The sequence below is a fragment of the Peribacillus cavernae genome, from assembly GCF_003989135.1.
In the GTDB taxonomy this organism is placed as follows: Bacteria; Bacillota; Bacilli; order Bacillales; family DSM-1321; genus Peribacillus; species Peribacillus cavernae.
The window spans coordinates 1-19,816 of sequence record NZ_RYZZ01000003.1; the positions used below are offsets into that span (position 1 = coordinate 1).

Sequence of the window (19,816 nt, forward strand, 5' to 3'; positions counted from 1 at the left end):
GGGAAGCCACGAGAGTGGTTTCCCTACTTTATTTTTCTTGAAATATAAGTGGCAGCATGAGAATATGTTAATATTATATAAAAAGTTGCATTAGGTAAAAAAAATGAGTAGGGGGAAAGATGAGTGGGTGGAACTAAAACAATCAAGCTGTTCAACGGGGAAAAGGGTCATCTGATACAAATCGTTTCTTTGAATCTGGAGGGTGTGATGAGAAGGAGATTATTGGACTTAGGTTTTGTTCCCGGTGCAGTTGTTGAAGTGGTCCGTAAAAGTCCTTTAGGCGATCCAATCGCATTTCGTGTAAGTCAAACGACCATTGCGTTGCGAAAAGAGGAAAGCTCAAAAATAGAGGGGGAGTTGTTGACCAATGAGTAATTCTTATCGAATTGCTTTAGCAGGAAACCCGAATACCGGCAAAAGTACATTGTTCAATGCTTTGACAGGGCTTAGACAACATACAGGGAATTGGGCAGGAAAAACCGTTTCTTTAGCTGAAGGTACAGTGCAGCATAAAGGGAAAACCTTCCGTATGGTCGATCTTCCAGGTACCTATTCCCTTTTTTCCAATTCAACCGATGAGGAGGTGGCCCGAAATTATATTGTCTTTGAAAAACCAGACGTTACTCTGGTCGTCTTAGATGCAACATCATTAGAACGGAATTTCAATCTGGCCCTGCAAGTTCTAGAAATGACTAGAAATGTTATTGTGTGTATCAACTTAATTGACGAAGCGGAAAAACAGGGGATCAAAATTAATGATCGATTACTGACTAAACGCTTGGGGATCCCTGTTGTTAAAATATCGGCCAGGAATAAAACAGGATTCCCGTTACTGCTGGATACGATTGAACGCCTTATTACTGGAACGATTGAATGTCACCCGATTAAAACGATTTATCCCGATGATATTGAGGAACAAATAAAGAAAATCGAACCACAAGTAAGCAAACTCGTAGGTGATCGTCTATCTTCACGTTGGGTTTCCTTGAGATTATTAGATGGAGACGAAACATTGCTTAACGAAATAAAGAAACGGATGCTATTGAAAGGGGACTAAGGAATGAGTATTCAACAGCTTTATTCAGAAGCTCAAGAGTTGTCTTCGCCAAAGATGAGGGATGACATCGTTCAGAATCTTTATGATAGAAGTAAACAATTATGCCTTGAAGGAGTGTCATTTTCAAAAGTGAAAAGAGATACTCGTACTGAAAAACTAGATGCGATTTTTACCTCACCTATCTTCGGCTTTCCTATCATGATCATCATGTTGGGTGTGGTGTTTTACTTAACAGTAGCTGGAGCAAATGTTCCATCCTCGATGTTAGCTGAGTTTTTTGGTTCGTTGGAGCCGTATCTAAAATCGTTTTTTGATTTCATTCATGCTCCTGATTGGTTATTTGGGGTGCTTGTTTTAGGATTATATCGAGGAACGACCTGGGTCATTAGTGTCATGCTTCCTCCGATGGCTATCTTTTTCCCAACATTTGCTCTTCTAGAGAACTTTGGTTATCTGCCTCGTGTAGCATTTAATATGGATCGGCTGTTTAAACAAGTAGGGGCACATGGGAAGCAATCGTTAACGATGGCAATGGGATTTGGATGCAACGCTGCTGCGGTTATTTCGACACGGATTATTGAGTCACCCAGGGAACGGATGCTTGCCATCTTGACGAACAACTTTGTTCCATGCAATGGCCGCTGGGGAACATTGATCGTTTTGGCATCGTTATTTATGGCAGCAAACTTTACGGGGGGACTAAAATCGTTTGTAACGACCGGGGTAATTGTTAGTATTGTCATCTTTGGGATATTGGTTACCTTTTTCGTATCTTGGACTTTATCGAAAACAGCCCTTAAGGGTGTGCCGACTCATTATACGTTAGAATTGCCGCCCTACCGCCGGCCGAAGTTTTTTGATACAGTGATTCGTTCGTCTCTTTCTAAATCATGGTCGGTATTGCTGAGAGCGGTTAAAGTTGCAGCACCAGCTGCAATCCTGACATGGATTATTGCGAATGTATATATTGGAGACACGAGCATCCTGATGTACATGGTTCAGTTTTTGGACCCATTTGGAAAATTGCTCGGTTTGGATGGCTATATCATGCTGGCGTTTCTTTTAGGGCTGCCTGCCAACGAGATTGTCTTGCCCATCCTTTTGATGGGGTATTTATCAACTGGTTCTCTTACAGAAGTTGATAGCTTGGTGGATTTGAAAAAAATATTTCTCGAACATGGCTGGACGTGGCTCACTGCTTTGAACATGATGTTATTTTCGCTCCTCCATTATCCGTGCGGAACGACATTACTTAATATTTATAAGGAAACAAAGAGTGCAAAATGGACTTTCCTTGCCTTTCTGATTCCGACAGTCATAGCGATTTTCATTCCATTGATGATAACTCAAATGGCAACAATTTTTGGTTGGTTATAGAGGGCTGCTTGGGCTTCCACCTTATAGACTAAGCTTAATAGACGGAATGCCTTAATCCTTTCTTTGTTCCAAAAATAACATTCTCATTATTCATTAAAATATTCATACAATCATTTGAATATCTTGTTCTGATCGCATATACTATAATCAAATGCTTGTTTGAATGGGTGGTGGAATAAATGAAACACAAGGATATATGTGAAGTTACCTGTGTGGATGAAAAAAAAGTCAAAAGAGTGAAAGAATCGATTTCACAACAAGACACAAAGACTGTCTCGCAACTATTTAAAGCCTTATCTGATGATACCAGGATAAAAATCGCTTTCGCCTTAACTGAAGAAGAGCTATGTGTCTGTGACGTGGCAAATATCGTTGGCTGCACCACTGCGACAGCTTCTCATCATTTACGTTTACTGCGAAATTTAGGATTAGCCAAATACAGAAAAGAAGGAAAGCTAGTATTCTACTCCCTGGATGATGATCATGTTAAGCAACTCATCCAAGTTGCCTTTGCTCACCAAAGGGAGGTGAAAGCATATGGATAATTCCATTGAAAATGATACTGAAAAAAAGGTATACAGGGTACAGGGATTCACCTGAGCTGGCTGTGCCACAAAGTTCGAAAAGAACGTAAAACACCTGGATGGTGTTTCGGATGCAAGGATAAATTTTGGTGCTTCTAAACTTGCTGTTTATGGGGAAACAACAATAGAAGAACTTGAAAAGGCAGGAGCTTTTGAAAATCTCAAGGTCGTGCCTGAAAGAGAGCATTTTGACAAAGTAAAGGAACCATTTTTACAAAAGCATTCGGCAGTCATTGCCTCCTTTGTCTTTTTGTTACTTGGATGGTTCTCTGGACAGTGGAATGGAGAAGAAAGTATCTCCACCATAATGGCTTACGGAGCTTCGATTGCAGTTGGAGGTTATCGGCTGTTTATAACTGGATTCAAAAACCTAGTACGCTTTCAGTTTGATATGAAGACTTTAATGACGATCGCGGTCATAGGGGCAGCGATTATTGGTGAATGGGGAGAAGGAGCGACAGTTGTTATACTATTTGCTATCAGTGAAGCTCTGGAAACTTATTCAATGGATAAGGCCCGTCAATCGATTCGTTCTTTAATGGATATTGCTCCCAAAGAGGCATTGATTCGAAGAGGAGATAAAGAGTTTACCATTGAGGTGGATGATATACAAATCGGCGATATCATGATTGTAAAACCTGGCCAAAAAATGGCGATGGACGGGATTGTTGTAAAAGGAACGTCAGCGATCAATCAGGCTGCTATTACAGGAGAATCTGTTCCTGTCGCTAAATCAATAGATGATGAAGTGTTTGCGGGAACCTTGAATGAAGAAGGACTTCTGGAAGTTCGGGTCACAAAGCACGTTGACGATACCACTATTGCTAAAATCATTCATTTAGTCGAAGAAGCACAGGCGGAACGTGCCCCATCCCAAGCATTTGTAGATCGATTTGCTAAGTATTATACACCAGCAATTATGCTTATTGCTTTAGCAGTCGCTATGTTACCACCGCTTTTACTGGGTGCTGATTGGGATAAATGGATCTACCAGGGGCTGGCAGTCCTTGTGGTTGGCTGTCCTTGTGCATTAGTGATTTCAACTCCTGTATCGATTGTCACAGCGATCGGAAATGCTGCTCGAAATGGTGTCCTTATTAAAGGTGGAATCCATTTGGAGGAAATGGGGGCTATTAAGGTGATTGCCTTTGATAAAACTGGTACATTGACAAAAGGGATACCAGCCGTAACAGATTACCTTCCGCAAACAAATGTAGATGCGGATCAACTGTTTGCAATCACAGCAGCTCTCGAAAATCGGTCCCAGCATCCCCTGGCTTCCGCAATCATGAAAAAGGCCGAAGAGCGAAAGCTACCTTATCAGGACCTTACGATTGAAAACTTTTCTTCGATAACAGGCAAAGGTGTCAAAGGGCAATTTGAGGGCGAGACCTATTATATAGGCAGTCCTGCCTTATTTGACGAATTGATTGGAAAAGGCATACCCGGGGAAACGCAAGAAACAACATCAGCCTTACAAAAGCAAGGGAAAACGGTAATGCTGATTGGAACATCAAATGCAGTGCTGGCATTACTTGCAGTTGCCGACGAAGTAAGGGAAAACAGCAAGAAAGTCATCCAAAAACTTCATTCACTGGGGATTCAAAAAACGATCATGCTGACAGGAGACAATGCAGGTACCGGAAATGCTATCGGCAAGCATGTTGGTGTTTCAGAGATAAAGTCCGAGTTGCTCCCCCAAGATAAACTAGCAATTATTAAAGATCTAAGAAGTAAGTATGGAAAAGTGGCAATGGTCGGAGACGGTGTCAATGATGCCCCAGCACTTGCTGCTTCTACTGTTGGAATTGCCATGGGCGGAGCTGGAACAGATACAGCCCTAGAGACTGCTGATATCGCTTTGATGGCTGATGACTTGGGGAAATTGCCATTTACGTTAAAACTAAGCAGAAAAGCGTTAACTATTATCAAGCAAAATATTACTTTCTCGTTGGGCATTAAACTGGTGGCTTTACTGTTGGTCATCCCTGGCTGGCTAACCCTATGGATTGCGATTTTCGCAGATATGGGTGCGACACTGCTTGTTACACTAAACAGTTTGCGACTTCTAAGAGTAAAAGATAAATGATGAAGGCTTCCCGATTTATGCGGGAAGCCATTAATATAATAAAATATTGACAGGCATTTCATTAGTTTTTCTTATATCGTTTAACCTGTTCCTCCAAAGGGTAAAATGAAATTTGTTCGACAACATAGTGCCGAGGAGTGTTTACTATGCAAAAAGTTACAATAGAATTATATTCAAGGCCGACCTGACTGGATTGTAAAGCAGCGAAGGAGTTTCTTTCGCAACATCAGATTCATTATACGGTATATGATTTGTCCCAAAACCCCGACAAAGAGGATGAAATGAAAAAAAGAACGGGATCAAGAATTGTACCTGCCTTTGTTATAAAAGACAAAGGATTGCCGGGCTTTATCAAACGTCCAAAGATTTTTATTGGGTTTGAGGTAAACAAAGAGGAAATTACGGATTTGCTTAACATACAAGAAAAAAGAAGCTAGAGAGATGAAAAGGTCTGGATAACGAAGTCCAGTCCTTTTTTTGGTCGAGAATGGCAGAAGAAAAAACGAAACATGTGAAAATATAACTGTTTACAAATAAAAATCCCTGTCATAAGATGGTTATGAATATACCATAGTGGGGTAAAGTTTATATAATCATTCATTATCCTTGATGTGCGGTCCCATGCAACTAATAACCGGGAGTGAATGTTATGAAAGAAAGTGAAACGAAAGTAACAATAGCGGTAAACGGCGGAATAGATTTTGGTTCGAAATTAAATCAGAAACAGTTAGTGACAATTGCTAAATACCTGAAGGAAGATGACACATTAGAATTGACGACTTTTCAACAACTATATTTAGAGGTTCCGGAAGAAAAAAAGGAAGAAATCATTCAGGAACTTAAACAAGTAGGATTATTCTGCTATCCTGTGGGAAACTATGTGAAAAGCTTAAGGACCTGCAATTTCTGTAAAGGTGAAGAAGAAGAAGGCATGCCGGTCGCAAAAGAATTGAATAATCGAGTGGCTGGCAAACCAGTACCTATCACTTTGAAAGTAGCCTATACTGGCTGCCCGATTGGATGTGGAGAGCCGATGCTCAATGACATAGGAGTAATGAAAATTAGGGATCATTACAATCTCTATTTCGGGGGTAAAGCAAAGGGAAGGGATGCAGAAGTTGGATTTTTGTTCCTTGAAAATTTAACAGAAAAACAATTATATTCTGCTGTCGAACAAATTATTGATTTATATGCAAAGACGGGGAAGAAGAGGGAACCTTTTTATAAGTTCATAAAAAGAAATGATAAAGCGTCCTTGTTAAGTAATATTGCCGTTTAAACAAATTACTTTTCATACCATACAGGGGTATGCTATAATACGAATAAAGGAGGCGAAGCGATGTCTTTAGATTTAAATAATGAGGAACTAATTGCAGAGGAAGAATGTTGCATAGTTGAAGGCAGCGATAGAAAGAGCCACCATTCGGATAAAGTAAAGAAAAACCTGGTGACAAGGTTAAATCGTGTGGAAGGACAAATTCGCGGTATTAAAGGATTAATCGAAAAAGATACGTACTGCGATGATGTAATTACCCAAATTGCTGCTACACAATCAGCTTTAAACAGTGTTGCAAAGATTTTGTTGGAAGGACACATGAAAAGCTGTGTGTTGGAAAGAATTCAAGAAGGAGATCTTGAAGTTCTTGACGAGGTTCTTGTAACCGTACAAAAATTAATGAAAAAATAATGGAGGGTTTTATAATGGAAAATATCACATTAAACGTAAAAGGTATGACTTGTGGTCATTGTGTAAAAGCTGTTGAAGGAAATGTAGGTAAACTTGACGGTGTGGAAAAAGTGAAAGTAGACCTTGATAAAGGCCAAGTAGATGTAAGCTACGATTCTAAAGCTGTTACTCTAGATAAAATTAAAGAAACAATTGATGACCAGGGATATGAAGTAGCATAAAGATTTGAATAAAACAGAACGTGCCCATAAATCCGGCATGTTCTGTTTTTTAATACCATTATAAGGGATAGAATTGTTTCTACATAAAAGAATAAAAACGATGTAAAAATTTTAAAAGGGCAGATATAATGGTTAACATATAGGGTAGTGGGGTATAGTATATTAAGTGTAGCGAGTATTTGTTTCAAAATGTTATTGGGAAACACTAAATAGATTTTCCAACCAATAAAAGGAGTGATCATAGTGGGCAGTGCTGCATTGAAAGAAGCTCAGATACCGATTTCAGGCATGACATGTGCTGCGTGTGCGACAAGGATTGAAAAGGGTCTGAATAAAATCGAAGGCGTTGATAACGCTACCGTAAATTTAGCTCTTGAAAAAGCAACAGTCAAATATAACCCGGATGTAACCAAAATGGATGTTTTCGAGAAGAAAATAAATGACCTCGGATATGGGGTTGTCACAGAGAAAGTTGAGTTTGACTTAGTGGGCATGACCTGTGCTGCATGTGCAACGCGTATCGAAAAAGGGCTGAATAAATTGGATGGTGTCAAAAACGCTACCGTAAATTTAGCCCTTGAAACAGGAACAGTTGAGTATAATCCTTCCCAGGTCAATATCCAGGATATGCTGAAAAAGGTGGAGGATATTGGATATGAAGCCAGAGTAAAGCAAGACAGTGAGGAAACGGCCGATTATCGGGCCCTGGAAGTTGAGAAGCAAAAAGGGAAGTTTATTTTTTCACTAATTCTATCCCTCCCATTGTTATGGTCAATGGTCGGACACTTTGAATTTACTTCTTTTATCTATGTGCCTGACATGTTTATGAACCCGTGGGTGCAATTCTTGCTTGCAACTCCGGTACAATTTATTATCGGTAAACAGTTTTATGTGGGAGCCTATAAAGCCCTCCGCAATAAAAGTGCCAATATGGATGTGTTAGTGGCATTAGGAACTTCAGCCGCATATTTCTACAGTTTATATCAATCCATCCTATCACTGGGAACCAATGCAGGTATGGTGGAACTGTATTACGAAACAAGTTCGATTCTTATCACCTTGATTATTCTGGGTAAATTGTTCGAAGCACGCGCAAAAGGCCGCTCTTCAGAAGCAATCAAAAAATTAATGGGTCTTCAAGCTAAGACGGCAACAGTCTTCCGCGATGGGAATGAAATAGATATTCCACTTGAAGAAGTGGTTGTCGGGGATGTCGTTTATATTAAGCCGGGTGAGAAAGTGCCGGTCGATGGTGAGATCGTTGAAGGTCGTTCTGCACTGGATGAATCGATGCTAACGGGAGAAAGTGTTCCAGTTGACAAATCTTTCGGTGATGCAGTTATAGGTGCAACAATTAATAAAAACGGCTTTTTAAAAATCAAAGCAACCAAAGTGGGAAGGGACACAGCCTTAGCCCAAATTATTAAAGTGGTTGAGGAAGCCCAAGGTTCCAAGGCTCCTATTCAACGATTGGCCGACCAAATTTCCGGTATATTCGTACCGATCGTAGTGGGAATTGCGGTCGTCACTTTCTTGATTTGGTATCTATGGGTAAGTCCCGGTGAATTTGCAGAGGCACTTGAAAAACTAATTGCTGTTCTTGTGATAGCTTGTCCATGTGCTCTTGGTTTAGCAACACCGACTTCCATCATGGCTGGATCTGGCCGGGCCGCTGAATACGGGGTCTTATTTAAAGGTGGAGAACATCTTGAAATGACTCACCGTATTACAACAGTTATATTGGATAAAACGGGAACAGTCACAAACGGCAAGCCAGCTTTAACCGATGTAATCATTGACGGTGATATTGATGAAGAAACGTTCACTCAATTAATAGGTTCAGCTGAAAGACAATCTGAGCATCCACTGGCCGAATCAATTGTACAGGGTATTAAGGAAAGAAATGTACCTTTACTGGATGCAGAAGAATTTGAAGCGATCCCAGGTTACGGAATTAAGGCAATTGTAAATAAGCGTGAGCTATTAATTGGCACTCGAAAGCTTATGCAGAAATATGACATCGAAATGGGTTCTTCGATTAACAAGATGGAAGCTCTTGAGGATAACGGAAAAACAGCGATGCTTGTCGCAATCGACGGGGTTTTCATGGGTATTGTAGCTGTCGCTGATACGGTAAAAGAATCGTCAAAAGAAGCAATTAAACGCCTGAAAGATGCAGGGCTTGAAGTCATCATGATTACCGGGGACAACAAGCGTACGGCCCAAGCGATTGCAAACGAAGTCGGAATTGATGCTGCCATTGCTGAAGTTCTTCCAGAAGGAAAAGCGGATGAAGTGAAAAAGCTGCAGCAGCAAGGAAAACGAGTCGCGATGGTTGGCGATGGAATCAACGATGCACCAGCTCTTGCGACTGCTGATATTGGAATGGCGATTGGAACCGGAACGGATGTGGCCATGGAAGCTGCGGATATAACGCTCATGAGAGGCGATTTAAATAGCATTGCCGATGCGATTTTAATGAGCAAAAAGACAATCCGCAATATCAAGCAGAATCTTTTCTGGGCATTGGCTTACAATACGTTAGGAATCCCGATTGCCGCATTAGGCTTTCTTGCACCATGGCTCGCGGGGGCCGCAATGGCATTCAGTTCTGTGTCTGTTGTGTTGAACGCCCTTCGATTGCAGCGAGTGAAGTTAAATGAAAAAACAGCATAACAGAAAAAAAGTAAAAAGGGGCGCGGTCTTATGAAAAAGTGGACATTTGCAGCCATCATTTATTTGTTAGCCGTAATCGTAGGATATTCAGCATATGCAGGATTTCTTGCGTAAGAGAATTCATTGAGCTATGGGATTGGCCAATTCAATTAGTATGGAAGTCGAATAAGATAACAGAACCCATAAACGGCTAATGATCAAAGGTTAATTAATCTAGATATAAAAACAGACCCAAGCAGGGTCTGTTTTTATAATGTCTTATTTTGCTCATCGTGCAAATCATACCAACAAGTAGGCATCGCCATTTAAATAATTATGGTTGATCATAGAAACACTATTCAAGAAAGGAAAGTAATACGGAATAAAGGAGTAATAAATATGGATTCAGCTGTTCCAAAGAAAGTCACAATTATTTCCTATCGGTTCAGTGTTGGCATACAAAAAGTTTGACATGAAACAAAGTAAAAGGGAAATTATGCCAAACTAATAAATCATACATACAATCTTTTTTCTTCTAGGATTTTCAGTTGCTTAATTAAAAGAAATAATGTTTTGTAAAATGATTGAGGAGGATTTCCATGAAGAGAATAATAAGCGTTATATTAGTTATTGGTGTAATATGGGCTTTAGTTTCTGTAATTAATAAAGAACATAATGCTCCATCGAGGATTTTTTAATGTTTTAATAATTATTATGGGCTAAACTTTATCAGTGAATAGCCATTAGAGTACGGGAATCAGGTTAGATGTTATTGTGGGAGATGAGATTATGAAGTATGTAATTATTGGTGGAGATGCTGCAGGAATGAGTGCAGCTATGCAGATCGTAAAACATGATCCAAATGCAGATATAACAACCTTGGAAAAAGGGGGAACTTATTCGTACGGCCAGTGTGGACTTCCCTATGTTATTAGTGGATTGATTCCTTCTACTGATCGATTAATTGCCCGAAGCGTGGAAACATTTCGTCAAAAATATGGAATTGATGCGAAGATTTATCACGAGGTCCAACGAATTGATGTTAATCAAAAGATGGTCTACGGAATTGATTTAACCAAGAATAAACCATTTACTATTTCATATGAAAAACTCTTAATAGCGACAGGGACACATCCCGTCGTACCTGACTGGGAAGGAGTGGATCTTCCTGGCGTTCATTACTTAAAAACAATTACCGATGCTAACCAAATTATAAATGATTTAGATCAACAGGTTCAACATATCGTGATAATTGGCGGAGGATATATCGGATTAGAAATGGCTGAGGCTTTTCGTCTATTAGGAAAAAATGTCCGAATCATAGATCGTGGGAAACATCTGGCAAAAATATTCGATGAAGATATGGCCGATTTGATTCAGGAAGAAGCAAAAAAGCATCAAATTAATGTAGTGACAAACGAACTTGTTCAATCTATTAAGGGGCAGGTTAGGGTAAAAAGTGTATATACTGATAAAAACAATTACCCTGCCGATCTCGTTCTGATCTCAGCGGGAGTGAAGCCAAATACAGATTTCATTAAGGAAGCAGGAATTGAAACAGGTATCAAAGGAGCGATTCGGGTTAATCCATTCATGGAAACGAACAAAAAGGATGTCTATGCGGCAGGAGATTGCGCTACCCATTTCCATTTAGTCAAACAATCCGATGATTATATTCCTTTGGGTACAACAGCAAACAAGCAGGGGAGAATTGCTGGGATAAATATGGCTGGAAAAATTACCAGGGCATTTCGGGGGATCACTGGAACTTCTATTATAAAGTTTTTGGACCTTTCACTCGGAAAGACAGGTTTATCGGAACAGGAAACAAAAGCATTGAAAATCCCTTATGAAACAGTATTTAAGGAAACGACAGATATTGCCGGTTATTATCCAGGTCCAGAAAAATTGAATATAAAGCTCATTTATAGGAAAGATAACGGACAACTTCTTGGAGGACAGCTAATTGGTAAACAGGGTGTTGATAAACGGATTGACGTTCTTGCGACTGCTCTTTTCCAGCGAATGACGGTTACAGAACTTGAAGATCTTGATCTTGCTTATGCACCTCCATTCAATAGTGTATGGGATCCAATTCAGCAGGCTGCAAGAAGGGCGAACCATAAAAAAGATGTGGACTATGAAGCAAAATTAAAGCAAGATAGTGAGGGAATTGCCGATCATCGTGCATTGGAAATTGAAAAGCAAAAAGGGAGATAAAATCAAAATAGAGGCAAAAGAGAAAAATCCGTTTTGAAAACGTTGAAAAAGGGATAGATAAAGAATAGGAAGAATGGGGGTGTTTATTCTGCTGAAGAGTGTAGAAAGTATAGACGAAATTTTTGAATCCATAAAAGGGGCTCCTATAAACAAAAAGCTATTCATTAGCCAAAGCGAGGCTTATCCTACAGGCTTTGCACTTGGAGATGAGGATTCGTCCGGAACGAGTTTGAAAATGAAGGTTGTCCTGTTATTAGAAAGTGATGCAAGCTCCCTGTATTATAAGCAGGAATTTCAAGATGAAGAGCAATATAAAGAAATAGTAAGTAAAATCGATCAACTTAAAAATATCGTCCCTTATGAAAATATCAATGAAGATGAAATGATGAAAAAAAGAAAAGGATATGAATATTTGTGAGCGAGGGCTGGTATATGGAGCTTAATCCTGGTAATTCGAGCAATCAAACAGAAAATGAAGTTTCTCTGACGAGTGGAGAAAGAAAGAGTCATCATTCCGATAAAGTGAAAAAGGACCTGGTCACACGCTTGAACCGTATAGAAGGACAAATCCGCGGGATAAAGGGCCTGATTGAAAAAGATACCTATTGCGATGATGTGATCACCCAGATTTCGTCAACACAATCAGCCTTAAACAGTGTCGCTAAACTATTGCTGGAAGGCCATATCAAGGGCTGCGTTTTAGAACGGATCCAAGAAGGAGACCTGGAAGTTCTCGATGAGGTACTTTTAACAATTGAAAGAGTCATCAAGAAGTGACGGATAAGGCATGTTATAAAATGTACAGAGCATTTAAAAGGAGTAGACAAACAGCTGCCATTCAAGACTATTTAGGATTTATAAAAAGGTGGGAATTATGGAGGAACAAATAGTCCGATGGTTTGCCGATAGTGGTGGCTTGTATGCAATTTGGATCAGTGTTTTTCTAAACATTGTAATCAGCCTGCTAGGTATTGTTCCGAGTGTGTTCTTAACTGCAGCGAATATCACCTTTTTTGGATTTACCAACGGGGTAATAATTTCAATTATAGGGGAAGCATCCGGTGCAATTGTGAGCTTTTATTTGTATAGATTAGGCATACACAGGCTTTTGCCAAAGTTTGAATCCAATAATAAATATCTATATAAATTACAAAAAAGCAGAGGGTTAGAGTCCTTTTTGCTCATTCTTGCTCTAAGATTATTTCCTTTGGTTCCATCTGGACTTGTTACATTAGCTGGAGCAATAAGTAAAGTAAATCTTTTAACCTTTGCTATTGCGAGTACCATTGGGAAAATCCCTGCGTTATTGTTAGAGGCATATTCAGTGCAACAAGTTCTAACTTGGGGTTGGCAGGGGAAAATTATCATGGTTTTACTATCTCTCTTCCTATTCCTAATCTTTGTAAGACGAAAAAGCTCAAAGGAGAAATAATTCTTTTGAGTTTTTTTATTACCATTAAAGATAATCCAGTATCGATCATTCTCGTATGAAAGAGGCTGGTGCCCGCTTTCAATGTCGATAATGCTTAATCTCCTAAAACTGAAATTTACGTATTGATCAAAGAAGTATCCTTCATCATCCGGTCCGCTATGCGTAATAATATATCATTCATTTCTTTCAAACTAGTTTTTAGTAAGAATTTGTACAACTGTTTTTTTCTGCTTTTTTTAACCATTCATCATCGTATACCAAGTCTAAATAACGGTCCCCGCGATCCGGAAAAATAGTAACAATATTAGTTTCGGCGTTGCTATGGATGGTGCCAAACCTTGCCATGGTTGCTTATTGACCTAATCCTGCAGCTTTTAAAGTATCGATGATAATACCGTTATTGCTGCAACAATCCACTAATTTCCCATTGATTGCAACGGCTGGAACAGACTTTACACCATAAGCTTTGGCTTTGTCTTCGCATTCGTTGGTATCACACTTTTTGTTCAAGTCATAAACAACCACTTCACAATTGGGACAAGCAAGATCTTTTACTTGCTTTAAAACACCTTCACAGACATAACAACCTGATGTAAATACTTCAACTAATCTTTTAGACATTTTTAATCTCTCCTTCAGACAAGTTTTTAATGATTGGACATTGATTTTTTGGAACTTCTGAACCTGGACATTTCGCTGTTAAATCTTCTAATACTGATTTCATGTTGTTAAGCTTGTGTATTTTTACCTCGATTTCCCGGATTTTCTCTGTCGCAAATTCGTGCATTTCTTCCGAATGAAAGCTTTCCTCATTATTAGAAGCGGATAGAATCTTTTTAATTTCTTCAAGGGTAAATCCTAAATCCTGTGCACGTTTAATGAATTGAATGTCTTGGATCACTTCTTTAGGAAACATTCTGTATCCAGATTCAGTCCGAGGAGGTTCAGAAATAAGTCCTCGTCTTTCGTAATATCTAACCGTTTCAATATTAACGTTAGACGCCTTTGCTAATTGCCTTATAGTCAAGCCAGTCATGTCATTTCCCCCTCTATCATCATTATGAAGTCTGTACCTAAGTACAGAGTCAATAGTTATTTAATCAAAAATTTTTTTATTGTTTATTGACCAATCAAATGTTCAGCGGAACCTATTGCTTCCATATCCCGTCCCATTACTAATAATACCATGACCAAAGACATGTCAAACTCTAAGCATAACCTGCAGAGTTGGGGAATAGTAATACACCCAATTTCGCGAATTTTATCCAAACTCCACACTTTTTGCACATTTTTGTAAAGTTACTGTTATGTAATATAAATATGCCTGTCATTTTATGATGATAAAATGTAGAAAAAGAAGAATTAATGTGGGGGAAAATGAATTGAAAAAGATAATAGCATCCTTAGTAGTGACGGGTACGTTACTTGCCAGTCCGATAGTTAGCAGTGCTGCTTTTGGTGATCAGACCTTAAAAAGTGGTATGACTCATACCGATGTTAAACAATTGCAAGAAACGTTGAAGAAAAAAGGGTATTTTACTAGTAAAAGCACAACAACCTATTTTGGCACTGTTACTAAAAGTGCTGTTATGAAATTGCAAAAAAATAACCGTTTAAAAGCAGATGGCATTGTTGGGCCAAATACATATAAAGCACTTGGGATTTCAAAAAGCGTCAGCAGTAAAGCTAATCCAGCTTCTTCTACTAACTCAGCCAAATTAATAACAACTGCAAAAAAGTATGTAAATGTACCATATGTATGGGGTGGAAATACGCCTAAGGGATTTGATTGCAGTGGATACTTAAAGTACGTGTTCCAAGAGAGTTCTAATGTCAGTATACCAAGGACGGTTTCAGAAATTTATAAAAAAGGTGTGAAGGTTTCTTCACCGCAACCTGGAGATTTAGTGTTTTTTGAAACATATAAACCGGGTGCTTCTCATGCAGGGATTTATATTGGAAATAATCAATTCATCCATAGCTCCTCTTCAAAAGGAGTAAGCATCAGTTCAATGAATAATAGCTATTGGTTCCCGAGATACCTTGGGGCCAAGAGATTATAATTCAATACTGTAAGAAAAGACTATCAAATTATCGATAGTCTTTTTCTTTGTATCCATGTTTTGATAGTTTAATCGTAAGACGCTGGCTAATATAGAAAAGGTTAATTTGCCTATAAACAAGAGAGAAGATTAAAAGGCACAATCATGAGAGGGTTAGAGTGGACGGCAAAAGAATGGCATTACAAATCCGAATTTTAAAGAACAAAATGCCATGAATGTTATTAAGTTTGTACACATAAAATTGTACAAACTTATTTTTTTAGGAGGAAAATAACTTGTCTCCCTCTTTACTATTCATTTTAGGTATTTCCATTGTCTCATTGCTTGTGATGTTCATATGTATAGTGAAATGGAGAAATCATCTTACCTTAATGTCAGGCATGATGATTTCCATGGCAACAGGTATGACTTCAGGTATTCTGGGTGGGATAACAATTGGATATTATTTCTCCGGGAATTTGTTTATGTCAACGATCCTCGGTTCGTTGACGGGTATAACGATCGGTTTTTTAACGGGAATACCTCTTGGTCTCTTACCGGTTTTAGACGGTATGTTATCAGGTTTGATGGCAGGGATGATGGGTGCCATGCTGGGTGATATGATTCCCGTAGCCTACAGTGAAGCACTATTTAAAGTGTTTTTTATTATCTATATGGCGGTCCATTTTATAGTACTGTATTTGTTATTTTCCGAAGTAGAAGTAAAAGAAAAGAAAGGACATTTAATCATAAATTTATTCAAAAACCCTAAATTCGCAGGAGGGAGTTTAATCATTCTTGGTTTTACTATGGATCAGATAGACGCGCCTAAGCCTGCAATGCCATCTTCCGAACAGCATAGTCATAGTAATAATAATGAAATGATAAACTCGGGACAGGTCGTTAAAGATAGCAGCATACTAAGGATTACGGCAAAAGACTTTGCCTACACACCGGAAAATATCAAGATGAAGAGCGGAGTACTATATACTATGGTCCTGTCGAATACTGGAGCTGATGAACATGATATAAATGTGGTCAATTTGAATGATATTTCCCGCCAAGGAAATGATGACAGCCAAGCTCTTTTTCACTTACATGCAAAAGCAGGTGAAGAGGCAAAGGCGGAAATTAAGCTCGAAAAAAGCGGGGAGTATTATTTTTATTGTACGATCCCTGGGCATAAAGAAGCTGGAATGGTGGGGAATCTGGCTGTTTCATAAGTTCCGTTAACTGGGAAAATGATAATATCATACTGGAGTAAGCAAAACGAAATTCATATTGTAGAAAAGGAAAAGCAGAGTAATGATATACTCTGTTTTTTTATTGGGGGATTTAGGAAGTATAAAACCTGTGATAAAATTTGAAAAACGGTCATATTTCCTCCCTAGTTTCTTCACAAGTATTTTGTAAAATATTGAACAGGAGGGGTGACAGTTAACGGACAAAGGCTGATCAATTTATAAAGTAATTTATCAAAATAAATGTAATAAGGGGATAATTAAATGCAAAGTATTCAACCTTTGGATAGAGTGGCTTTTGAGATTGGACCATTCACTGTTTATTGGTATGGTTTGATAATAGGTATGGGTTTATTTTTAGGTTGGCTGCTTGCTACAAGAGAAGCAGAAAAGGTAAAATTAGATAGAGAAATCTTTACTGATTTGTTATTTTGGGCTGTTCCTATTTCTATCATTTCTGCAAGGATTTATTATGTCCTTTTTAAATGGGAATATTATTCCGAAAATCCCGGCAAAATCATTGCTATTTGGGAGGGCGGTATAGCCATCCATGGTGCATTAATCGGTGCTGTACTTACAGCTGTCATATTTGCGAAGAAAAAAGGAGTGTCTTTTTGGAAGCTTGCAGATATTGCTGCTCCTAGTCTTATCCTGGGACAAGCCATTGGTCGTTGGGGAAACTTTATGAACCAGGAAGCACATGGGACTGAAGTGACCAGGCAATTCCTTGAGAATCTAAATCTTCCGAATTTCATCATAAATCAAATGTATATCGACGGAACGTATTATCATCCAACATTTCTTTATGAGTCCATTTGGAACTTGGCTGGGTTCCTGGCACTCCTGCTTATTCGGAGAATGAACCCTAGGAGGGGGGAAGTTTTTCTCTATTATATAATCTGGTATTCAATCGGAAGATTTTTTGTTGAAGGCTTGAGAACCGATAGTTTAATGCTGACAGAAAACCTAAGAATTGCTCAGGTCCTGTCCCTGACGCTGATTACTTTAGCGATACTAATTCTGTGGTTTAGAAGATGGAAAGGGTTAGCCGGCCAAAAATATACGGATGCATCCCAATTCATAAATTTCAACAAAACTGTTTTAATGAAAAAGTGCAATCATTATCTGATCACATCAGGCTGTCGAGAAACCCTCGGCAGTCTCCTTTATTTCTCAAATTCCTTCACATGAGTAGTTTAACTTTGCAGTGTAAACAAAGTTATTTCGGGACGACAATAAAAACGGATAGGGAGAAGTGTGATCCCAATCCCTCTATTTGTATAAAGAAGCATTTTACTATTTGGTATTTCCTTTAACATATTTTTTTGCTCCATCCGGTCTAAAAAGTGGACCGATAAAAGGAAGCCTAATTTGTCCCCCATAGCTATGGCCGGATAATTGAAGATCAATTGGATATTGTCCAGTGTTGTCAGCAATATCCGGCTCATGAGCTAATAGAATCGTAAATTCGTCTCCCGGGATTTCAATTAAGGCATTTTCTACATTGGAATCTCTTTCCGAAATTAACAAGTCCTAAGTGATTAGTTTCCACTTAGGACATTATAAATTTGTTCTATTTGTTATTTATTCAGGCTTATTTCCAGCATCCGAATCCACTTTAAAGTCTGGTTCAAATCCTTTGTACTTTACCATGTTTACCATGCCGGCGGAAGCATGATGTAAATCATGGCAGTGGAAAAGCCAGTTACCTGGATTATCAGCTTTAAAGGCTACAACATATTCATCTCCAGGTTTTAAATTGACAGTGTCTTTCAGGATTGGCGATCCTTCAACCGGTTTTCCGTTCTTGCTTAGCACTTGAAAGAAATGCCCGTGCAAATGCATAGGGTGGTCATCTGATTTAGAGTTATTGACTAATTTAACCTTTACAAGATCGCCTTTATCTACTTCGATATTATCTGTATCAGGAAAGACTTTATCGTTAATTGTGTAAACCATTTCGTTCCCATTCATTGCAGTGTTTAAGTCCATTGTATATTCCACATCAAATTTCTGGTTTGAAGTAAACTCCCCCTTGGTTTGTTTCCCATAAGATGTGTAATTGAATACAGGCAGGTTTTCACTCTGATTAGGTTGATCGTTAGATTCTTTGCTTCCTTCATATTCAATGACGGTTTTCATTCCGTCGGTGCCTTTCATTTCTCCATGACACTCCAGATACCATTTTCCAGGATTATCGGCGGTGAATTCAATGTCATACCGTTCCCCAGGTGCAATGGAAATCAATTGATCTTTGATCGTTTTTGGTTCATTTAACTCTTGTCCATCGATAGCAACGACTTTGAAGTCATGTCCATGTAAATGGATCTTATGAGACATATAACCGATATTTGCTAAACGGATCCGAACTTTTTCGCCCTCTTTTACTTTAAGAGGCTTAATCTCTTTACCACTTTTTCCATTGATCGTGAAGATATCATAATTGCTCATATCGTGGCCTGCCATACTATCGTCATTTTCAGTGGACTCTTTTTCATCTTTCTTAGAGTTGGAATTGTCCTCCATACCACTCATATTGCTGTGATCCATGCCTTCCATATCTTCCGTACCACTCATGTCCATGCCTTCCATCTCTTCAGGATTGCTCATCCATTCATCAAGCATAAGAGAATAATCGCGGTCATAGGTTGGTGTTTTGGGTTCAACGATAAAGGAACCGTAAAGTCCTTTATCTAGCTGATTTACTCCGTCCTGGTGGGTATGATACATATACGTGCCAGGGACTGAAGCAGTAAATTTATATGTGAAAGACTTACCTGGCTGAACAGCATTTTGGGTTACACCTGGAATTCCATCCATATTATTAGGAAGCGGGATTCCATGCCAGTGAATCGTGACAGGGTCTGGCAGTTCATTTTTTAAGTTTATATTTACTTTTTCCCCTTCTTTGACCCTGATTTGTGAGCCAGGAACGGAACGATTGAATGTCCATGCTGCAACATTAACTTTTTCATTCAGTTGGTGATTTGCTTCTTCCGCGACAAGATTAATATTCTTGCCGGTTAATGTCTTGGATTCGATTGTTTGGGGAAGCGTTTTGTTATCCGTATTTTCCGTTTTAGTTTCTTTTTCCTGAGTTGAACCCATTTTGCTATGGTCCATTCCGCCCATGCTACCCGCTGATGAACAGGCTGCTAGAAATAAAGTTACTATTGAAAAAATACTTAGAAATTTAAGTTTCATCTTGTTA

General features: G+C 38.8%; 19 protein-coding genes and 3 pseudogenes. 17 read left to right on the plus strand and 5 right to left on the minus strand.

The annotated features are described in order from the left end of the window. Positions 1-141 precede the first annotated feature (141 nt). From ELQ35_RS02195 to ELQ35_RS02260, 14 genes and pseudogenes are all read left to right on the plus strand, one after another. A complete protein-coding gene (locus tag ELQ35_RS02195) occupies positions 142-375 on the plus strand; it encodes a FeoA family protein (protein WP_370873487.1) in 234 nt (77 codons plus the stop codon). After that, complete coding sequence (locus tag ELQ35_RS02200; RefSeq protein WP_126863226.1) at positions 368-1,057, plus strand: FeoB small GTPase domain-containing protein; 690 nt, start codon at positions 368-370, stop codon at positions 1,055-1,057. The genes ELQ35_RS02195 and ELQ35_RS02200 overlap by 8 nt, the downstream gene beginning before the upstream one ends. 3 nt (positions 1,058-1,060) lie before the next feature. Continuing rightward, positions 1,061-2,434 (plus strand): nucleoside recognition domain-containing protein, encoded by a 1,374-nt coding sequence (locus ELQ35_RS02205; protein WP_126863227.1) that lies wholly within the window; start codon positions 1,061-1,063, stop codon positions 2,432-2,434. A gap of 179 nt (positions 2,435-2,613) precedes the next feature. Continuing rightward, positions 2,614-2,979 (plus strand): ArsR/SmtB family transcription factor, encoded by a 366-nt coding sequence (locus tag ELQ35_RS02210; protein ID WP_126863228.1) that lies wholly within the window; start codon positions 2,614-2,616, stop codon positions 2,977-2,979. Beyond that, positions 2,972-5,107: a heavy metal translocating P-type ATPase gene (locus ELQ35_RS02215; RefSeq protein ID WP_126863229.1), complete on the plus strand. Its 2,136-nt coding sequence runs from the start codon at positions 2,972-2,974 to the stop codon at positions 5,105-5,107. Before ELQ35_RS02210 ends, ELQ35_RS02215 begins: the two co-directional genes overlap by 8 nt. A 188-nt stretch (positions 5,108-5,295) precedes the next feature. Then, positions 5,296-5,544 carry a glutaredoxin family protein gene (locus ELQ35_RS23380; RefSeq protein ID WP_281278094.1) on the plus strand — a complete coding sequence of 83 codons (249 nt, stop codon included), beginning with the start codon at positions 5,296-5,298 and terminating at the stop codon, positions 5,542-5,544. A gap of 212 nt (positions 5,545-5,756) precedes the next feature. Beyond that, on the plus strand, positions 5,757-6,386 hold the full coding sequence (locus ELQ35_RS02225; protein WP_126863231.1) for an NAD(P)/FAD-dependent oxidoreductase: 630 nt from the start codon (positions 5,757-5,759) through the stop codon (positions 6,384-6,386). A 60-nt stretch (positions 6,387-6,446) separates the two neighbouring features. Then, a complete protein-coding gene (locus ELQ35_RS02230) occupies positions 6,447-6,794 on the plus strand; it encodes a metal-sensitive transcriptional regulator (RefSeq protein ID WP_126863232.1) in 348 nt (115 codons plus the stop codon). Positions 6,795-6,808: 14 nt separating this feature from the next. After that, complete coding sequence (gene copZ / locus ELQ35_RS02235) at positions 6,809-7,015, plus strand: copper chaperone CopZ (protein WP_126863233.1); 207 nt, start codon at positions 6,809-6,811, stop codon at positions 7,013-7,015. Between the two features lie 288 nt (positions 7,016-7,303). Continuing rightward, entirely contained in the window at positions 7,304-9,691 is a 2,388-nt protein-coding gene (locus ELQ35_RS02240; protein ID WP_246025945.1) for a heavy metal translocating P-type ATPase, read from the plus strand. Positions 9,692-10,459: 768 nt separating this feature from the next. Then, a pseudogene (locus ELQ35_RS02245) lies at positions 10,460-11,788 on the plus strand (CoA-disulfide reductase); the annotation flags it as partial. A gap of 181 nt (positions 11,789-11,969) precedes the next feature. Continuing rightward, positions 11,970-12,308, plus strand: coding sequence for a hypothetical protein (locus ELQ35_RS02250; RefSeq protein WP_126863236.1), 339 nt, complete (start codon positions 11,970-11,972; stop codon positions 12,306-12,308). 14 nt (positions 12,309-12,322) lie between these two features. Continuing rightward, complete coding sequence (locus tag ELQ35_RS02255) at positions 12,323-12,667, plus strand: metal-sensitive transcriptional regulator (RefSeq protein WP_126863237.1); 345 nt, start codon at positions 12,323-12,325, stop codon at positions 12,665-12,667. A gap of 97 nt (positions 12,668-12,764) precedes the next feature. Then, positions 12,765-13,208: pseudogene (locus ELQ35_RS02260) on the plus strand (TVP38/TMEM64 family protein); the annotation flags it as partial. Here the strand turns inward: ELQ35_RS02260 and ELQ35_RS22950 are convergent. From ELQ35_RS22950 to ELQ35_RS02280, 3 genes and pseudogenes are all read right to left on the minus strand, one after another. Further along, positions 13,199-13,566: pseudogene (locus ELQ35_RS22950) on the minus strand (hypothetical protein); the annotation flags it as partial. The pseudogenes ELQ35_RS02260 and ELQ35_RS22950 sit on opposite strands and share 10 nt — an antisense overlap. A 107-nt stretch (positions 13,567-13,673) precedes the next feature. Continuing rightward, positions 13,674-13,943 carry a thioredoxin family protein gene (locus ELQ35_RS02275; RefSeq protein WP_126863239.1) on the minus strand — a complete coding sequence of 90 codons (270 nt, stop codon included), beginning with the start codon at positions 13,941-13,943 and terminating at the stop codon, positions 13,674-13,676. Then, complete coding sequence (locus ELQ35_RS02280) at positions 13,936-14,358, minus strand: MerR family transcriptional regulator (protein ID WP_126863240.1); 423 nt, start codon at positions 14,356-14,358, stop codon at positions 13,936-13,938. Before ELQ35_RS02280 ends, ELQ35_RS02275 begins: the two co-directional genes overlap by 8 nt. Before the next feature lie 346 nt (positions 14,359-14,704). On the opposite strand from ELQ35_RS02280, the gene ELQ35_RS02285 reads away from it, so the two are divergent. The 3 genes from ELQ35_RS02285 to lgt all read left to right on the plus strand — a co-directional run bounded on the left by ELQ35_RS02285 (position 14,705) and on the right by lgt (position 17,796). Further along, positions 14,705-15,385 carry a C40 family peptidase gene (locus tag ELQ35_RS02285; protein WP_126863241.1) on the plus strand — a complete coding sequence of 227 codons (681 nt, stop codon included), beginning with the start codon at positions 14,705-14,707 and terminating at the stop codon, positions 15,383-15,385. A gap of 275 nt (positions 15,386-15,660) precedes the next feature. Beyond that, positions 15,661-16,587, plus strand: coding sequence for a cupredoxin domain-containing protein (locus ELQ35_RS02290; protein ID WP_126863242.1), 927 nt, complete (start codon positions 15,661-15,663; stop codon positions 16,585-16,587). A 282-nt stretch (positions 16,588-16,869) separates the two neighbouring features. Then, the gene (gene lgt, locus ELQ35_RS02295) at positions 16,870-17,796 is read left to right on the plus strand and encodes a prolipoprotein diacylglyceryl transferase (protein ID WP_126863243.1); all 927 of its coding nucleotides are present in this window, start codon (positions 16,870-16,872) and stop codon (positions 17,794-17,796) included. Between the two features lie 105 nt (positions 17,797-17,901). On the opposite strand, the gene ELQ35_RS23540 is transcribed toward lgt, so the two are convergent. Further along, positions 17,902-18,135, minus strand: a complete 234-nt coding sequence (locus ELQ35_RS23540) for a metallophosphoesterase family protein (protein ID WP_185861632.1) — start codon at positions 18,133-18,135, stop codon at positions 17,902-17,904. A gap of 54 nt (positions 18,136-18,189) precedes the next feature. Beyond that, positions 18,190-19,809 carry a multicopper oxidase family protein gene (locus ELQ35_RS02300; RefSeq protein ID WP_126863244.1) on the minus strand — a complete coding sequence of 540 codons (1,620 nt, stop codon included), beginning with the start codon at positions 19,807-19,809 and terminating at the stop codon, positions 18,190-18,192. Positions 19,810-19,816: the final 7 nt, after the last annotated feature.

Excerpts from the sequence above, each read along its gene's own strand:
- ELQ35_RS02200 (WP_126863226.1), top strand. The coding sequence starts at position 368 with ATGAGTAATTCTTATCGAATTGCTTTAGCAGGAAACCCGAATACCGGC.
- ELQ35_RS02205 (WP_126863227.1), top strand. The coding sequence starts at position 1,061 with ATGAGTATTCAACAGCTTTATTCAGAAGCTCAAGAGTTGTCTTCGCCA.
- ELQ35_RS02210 (WP_126863228.1), top strand. The coding sequence starts at position 2,614 with ATGAAACACAAGGATATATGTGAAGTTACCTGTGTGGATGAAAAAAAA.
- ELQ35_RS02225 (WP_126863231.1), top strand. The coding sequence starts at position 5,757 with ATGAAAGAAAGTGAAACGAAAGTAACAATAGCGGTAAACGGCGGAATA.
- ELQ35_RS02230 (WP_126863232.1), top strand. The coding sequence starts at position 6,447 with ATGTCTTTAGATTTAAATAATGAGGAACTAATTGCAGAGGAAGAATGT.
- copZ (WP_126863233.1), top strand. The coding sequence starts at position 6,809 with ATGGAAAATATCACATTAAACGTAAAAGGTATGACTTGTGGTCATTGT.
- ELQ35_RS02240 (WP_246025945.1), top strand. The coding sequence starts at position 7,304 with ATGACATGTGCTGCGTGTGCGACAAGGATTGAAAAGGGTCTGAATAAA.
- ELQ35_RS02255 (WP_126863237.1), top strand. The coding sequence starts at position 12,323 with ATGGAGCTTAATCCTGGTAATTCGAGCAATCAAACAGAAAATGAAGTT.
- ELQ35_RS02275 (WP_126863239.1), bottom strand. The coding sequence starts at position 13,943 with ATGTCTAAAAGATTAGTTGAAGTATTTACATCAGGTTGTTATGTCTGT.
- ELQ35_RS02280 (WP_126863240.1), bottom strand. The coding sequence starts at position 14,358 with ATGACTGGCTTGACTATAAGGCAATTAGCAAAGGCGTCTAACGTTAAT.
- lgt (WP_126863243.1), top strand. The coding sequence starts at position 16,870 with ATGCAAAGTATTCAACCTTTGGATAGAGTGGCTTTTGAGATTGGACCA.
- ELQ35_RS02300 (WP_126863244.1), bottom strand. The coding sequence starts at position 19,809 with ATGAAACTTAAATTTCTAAGTATTTTTTCAATAGTAACTTTATTTCTA.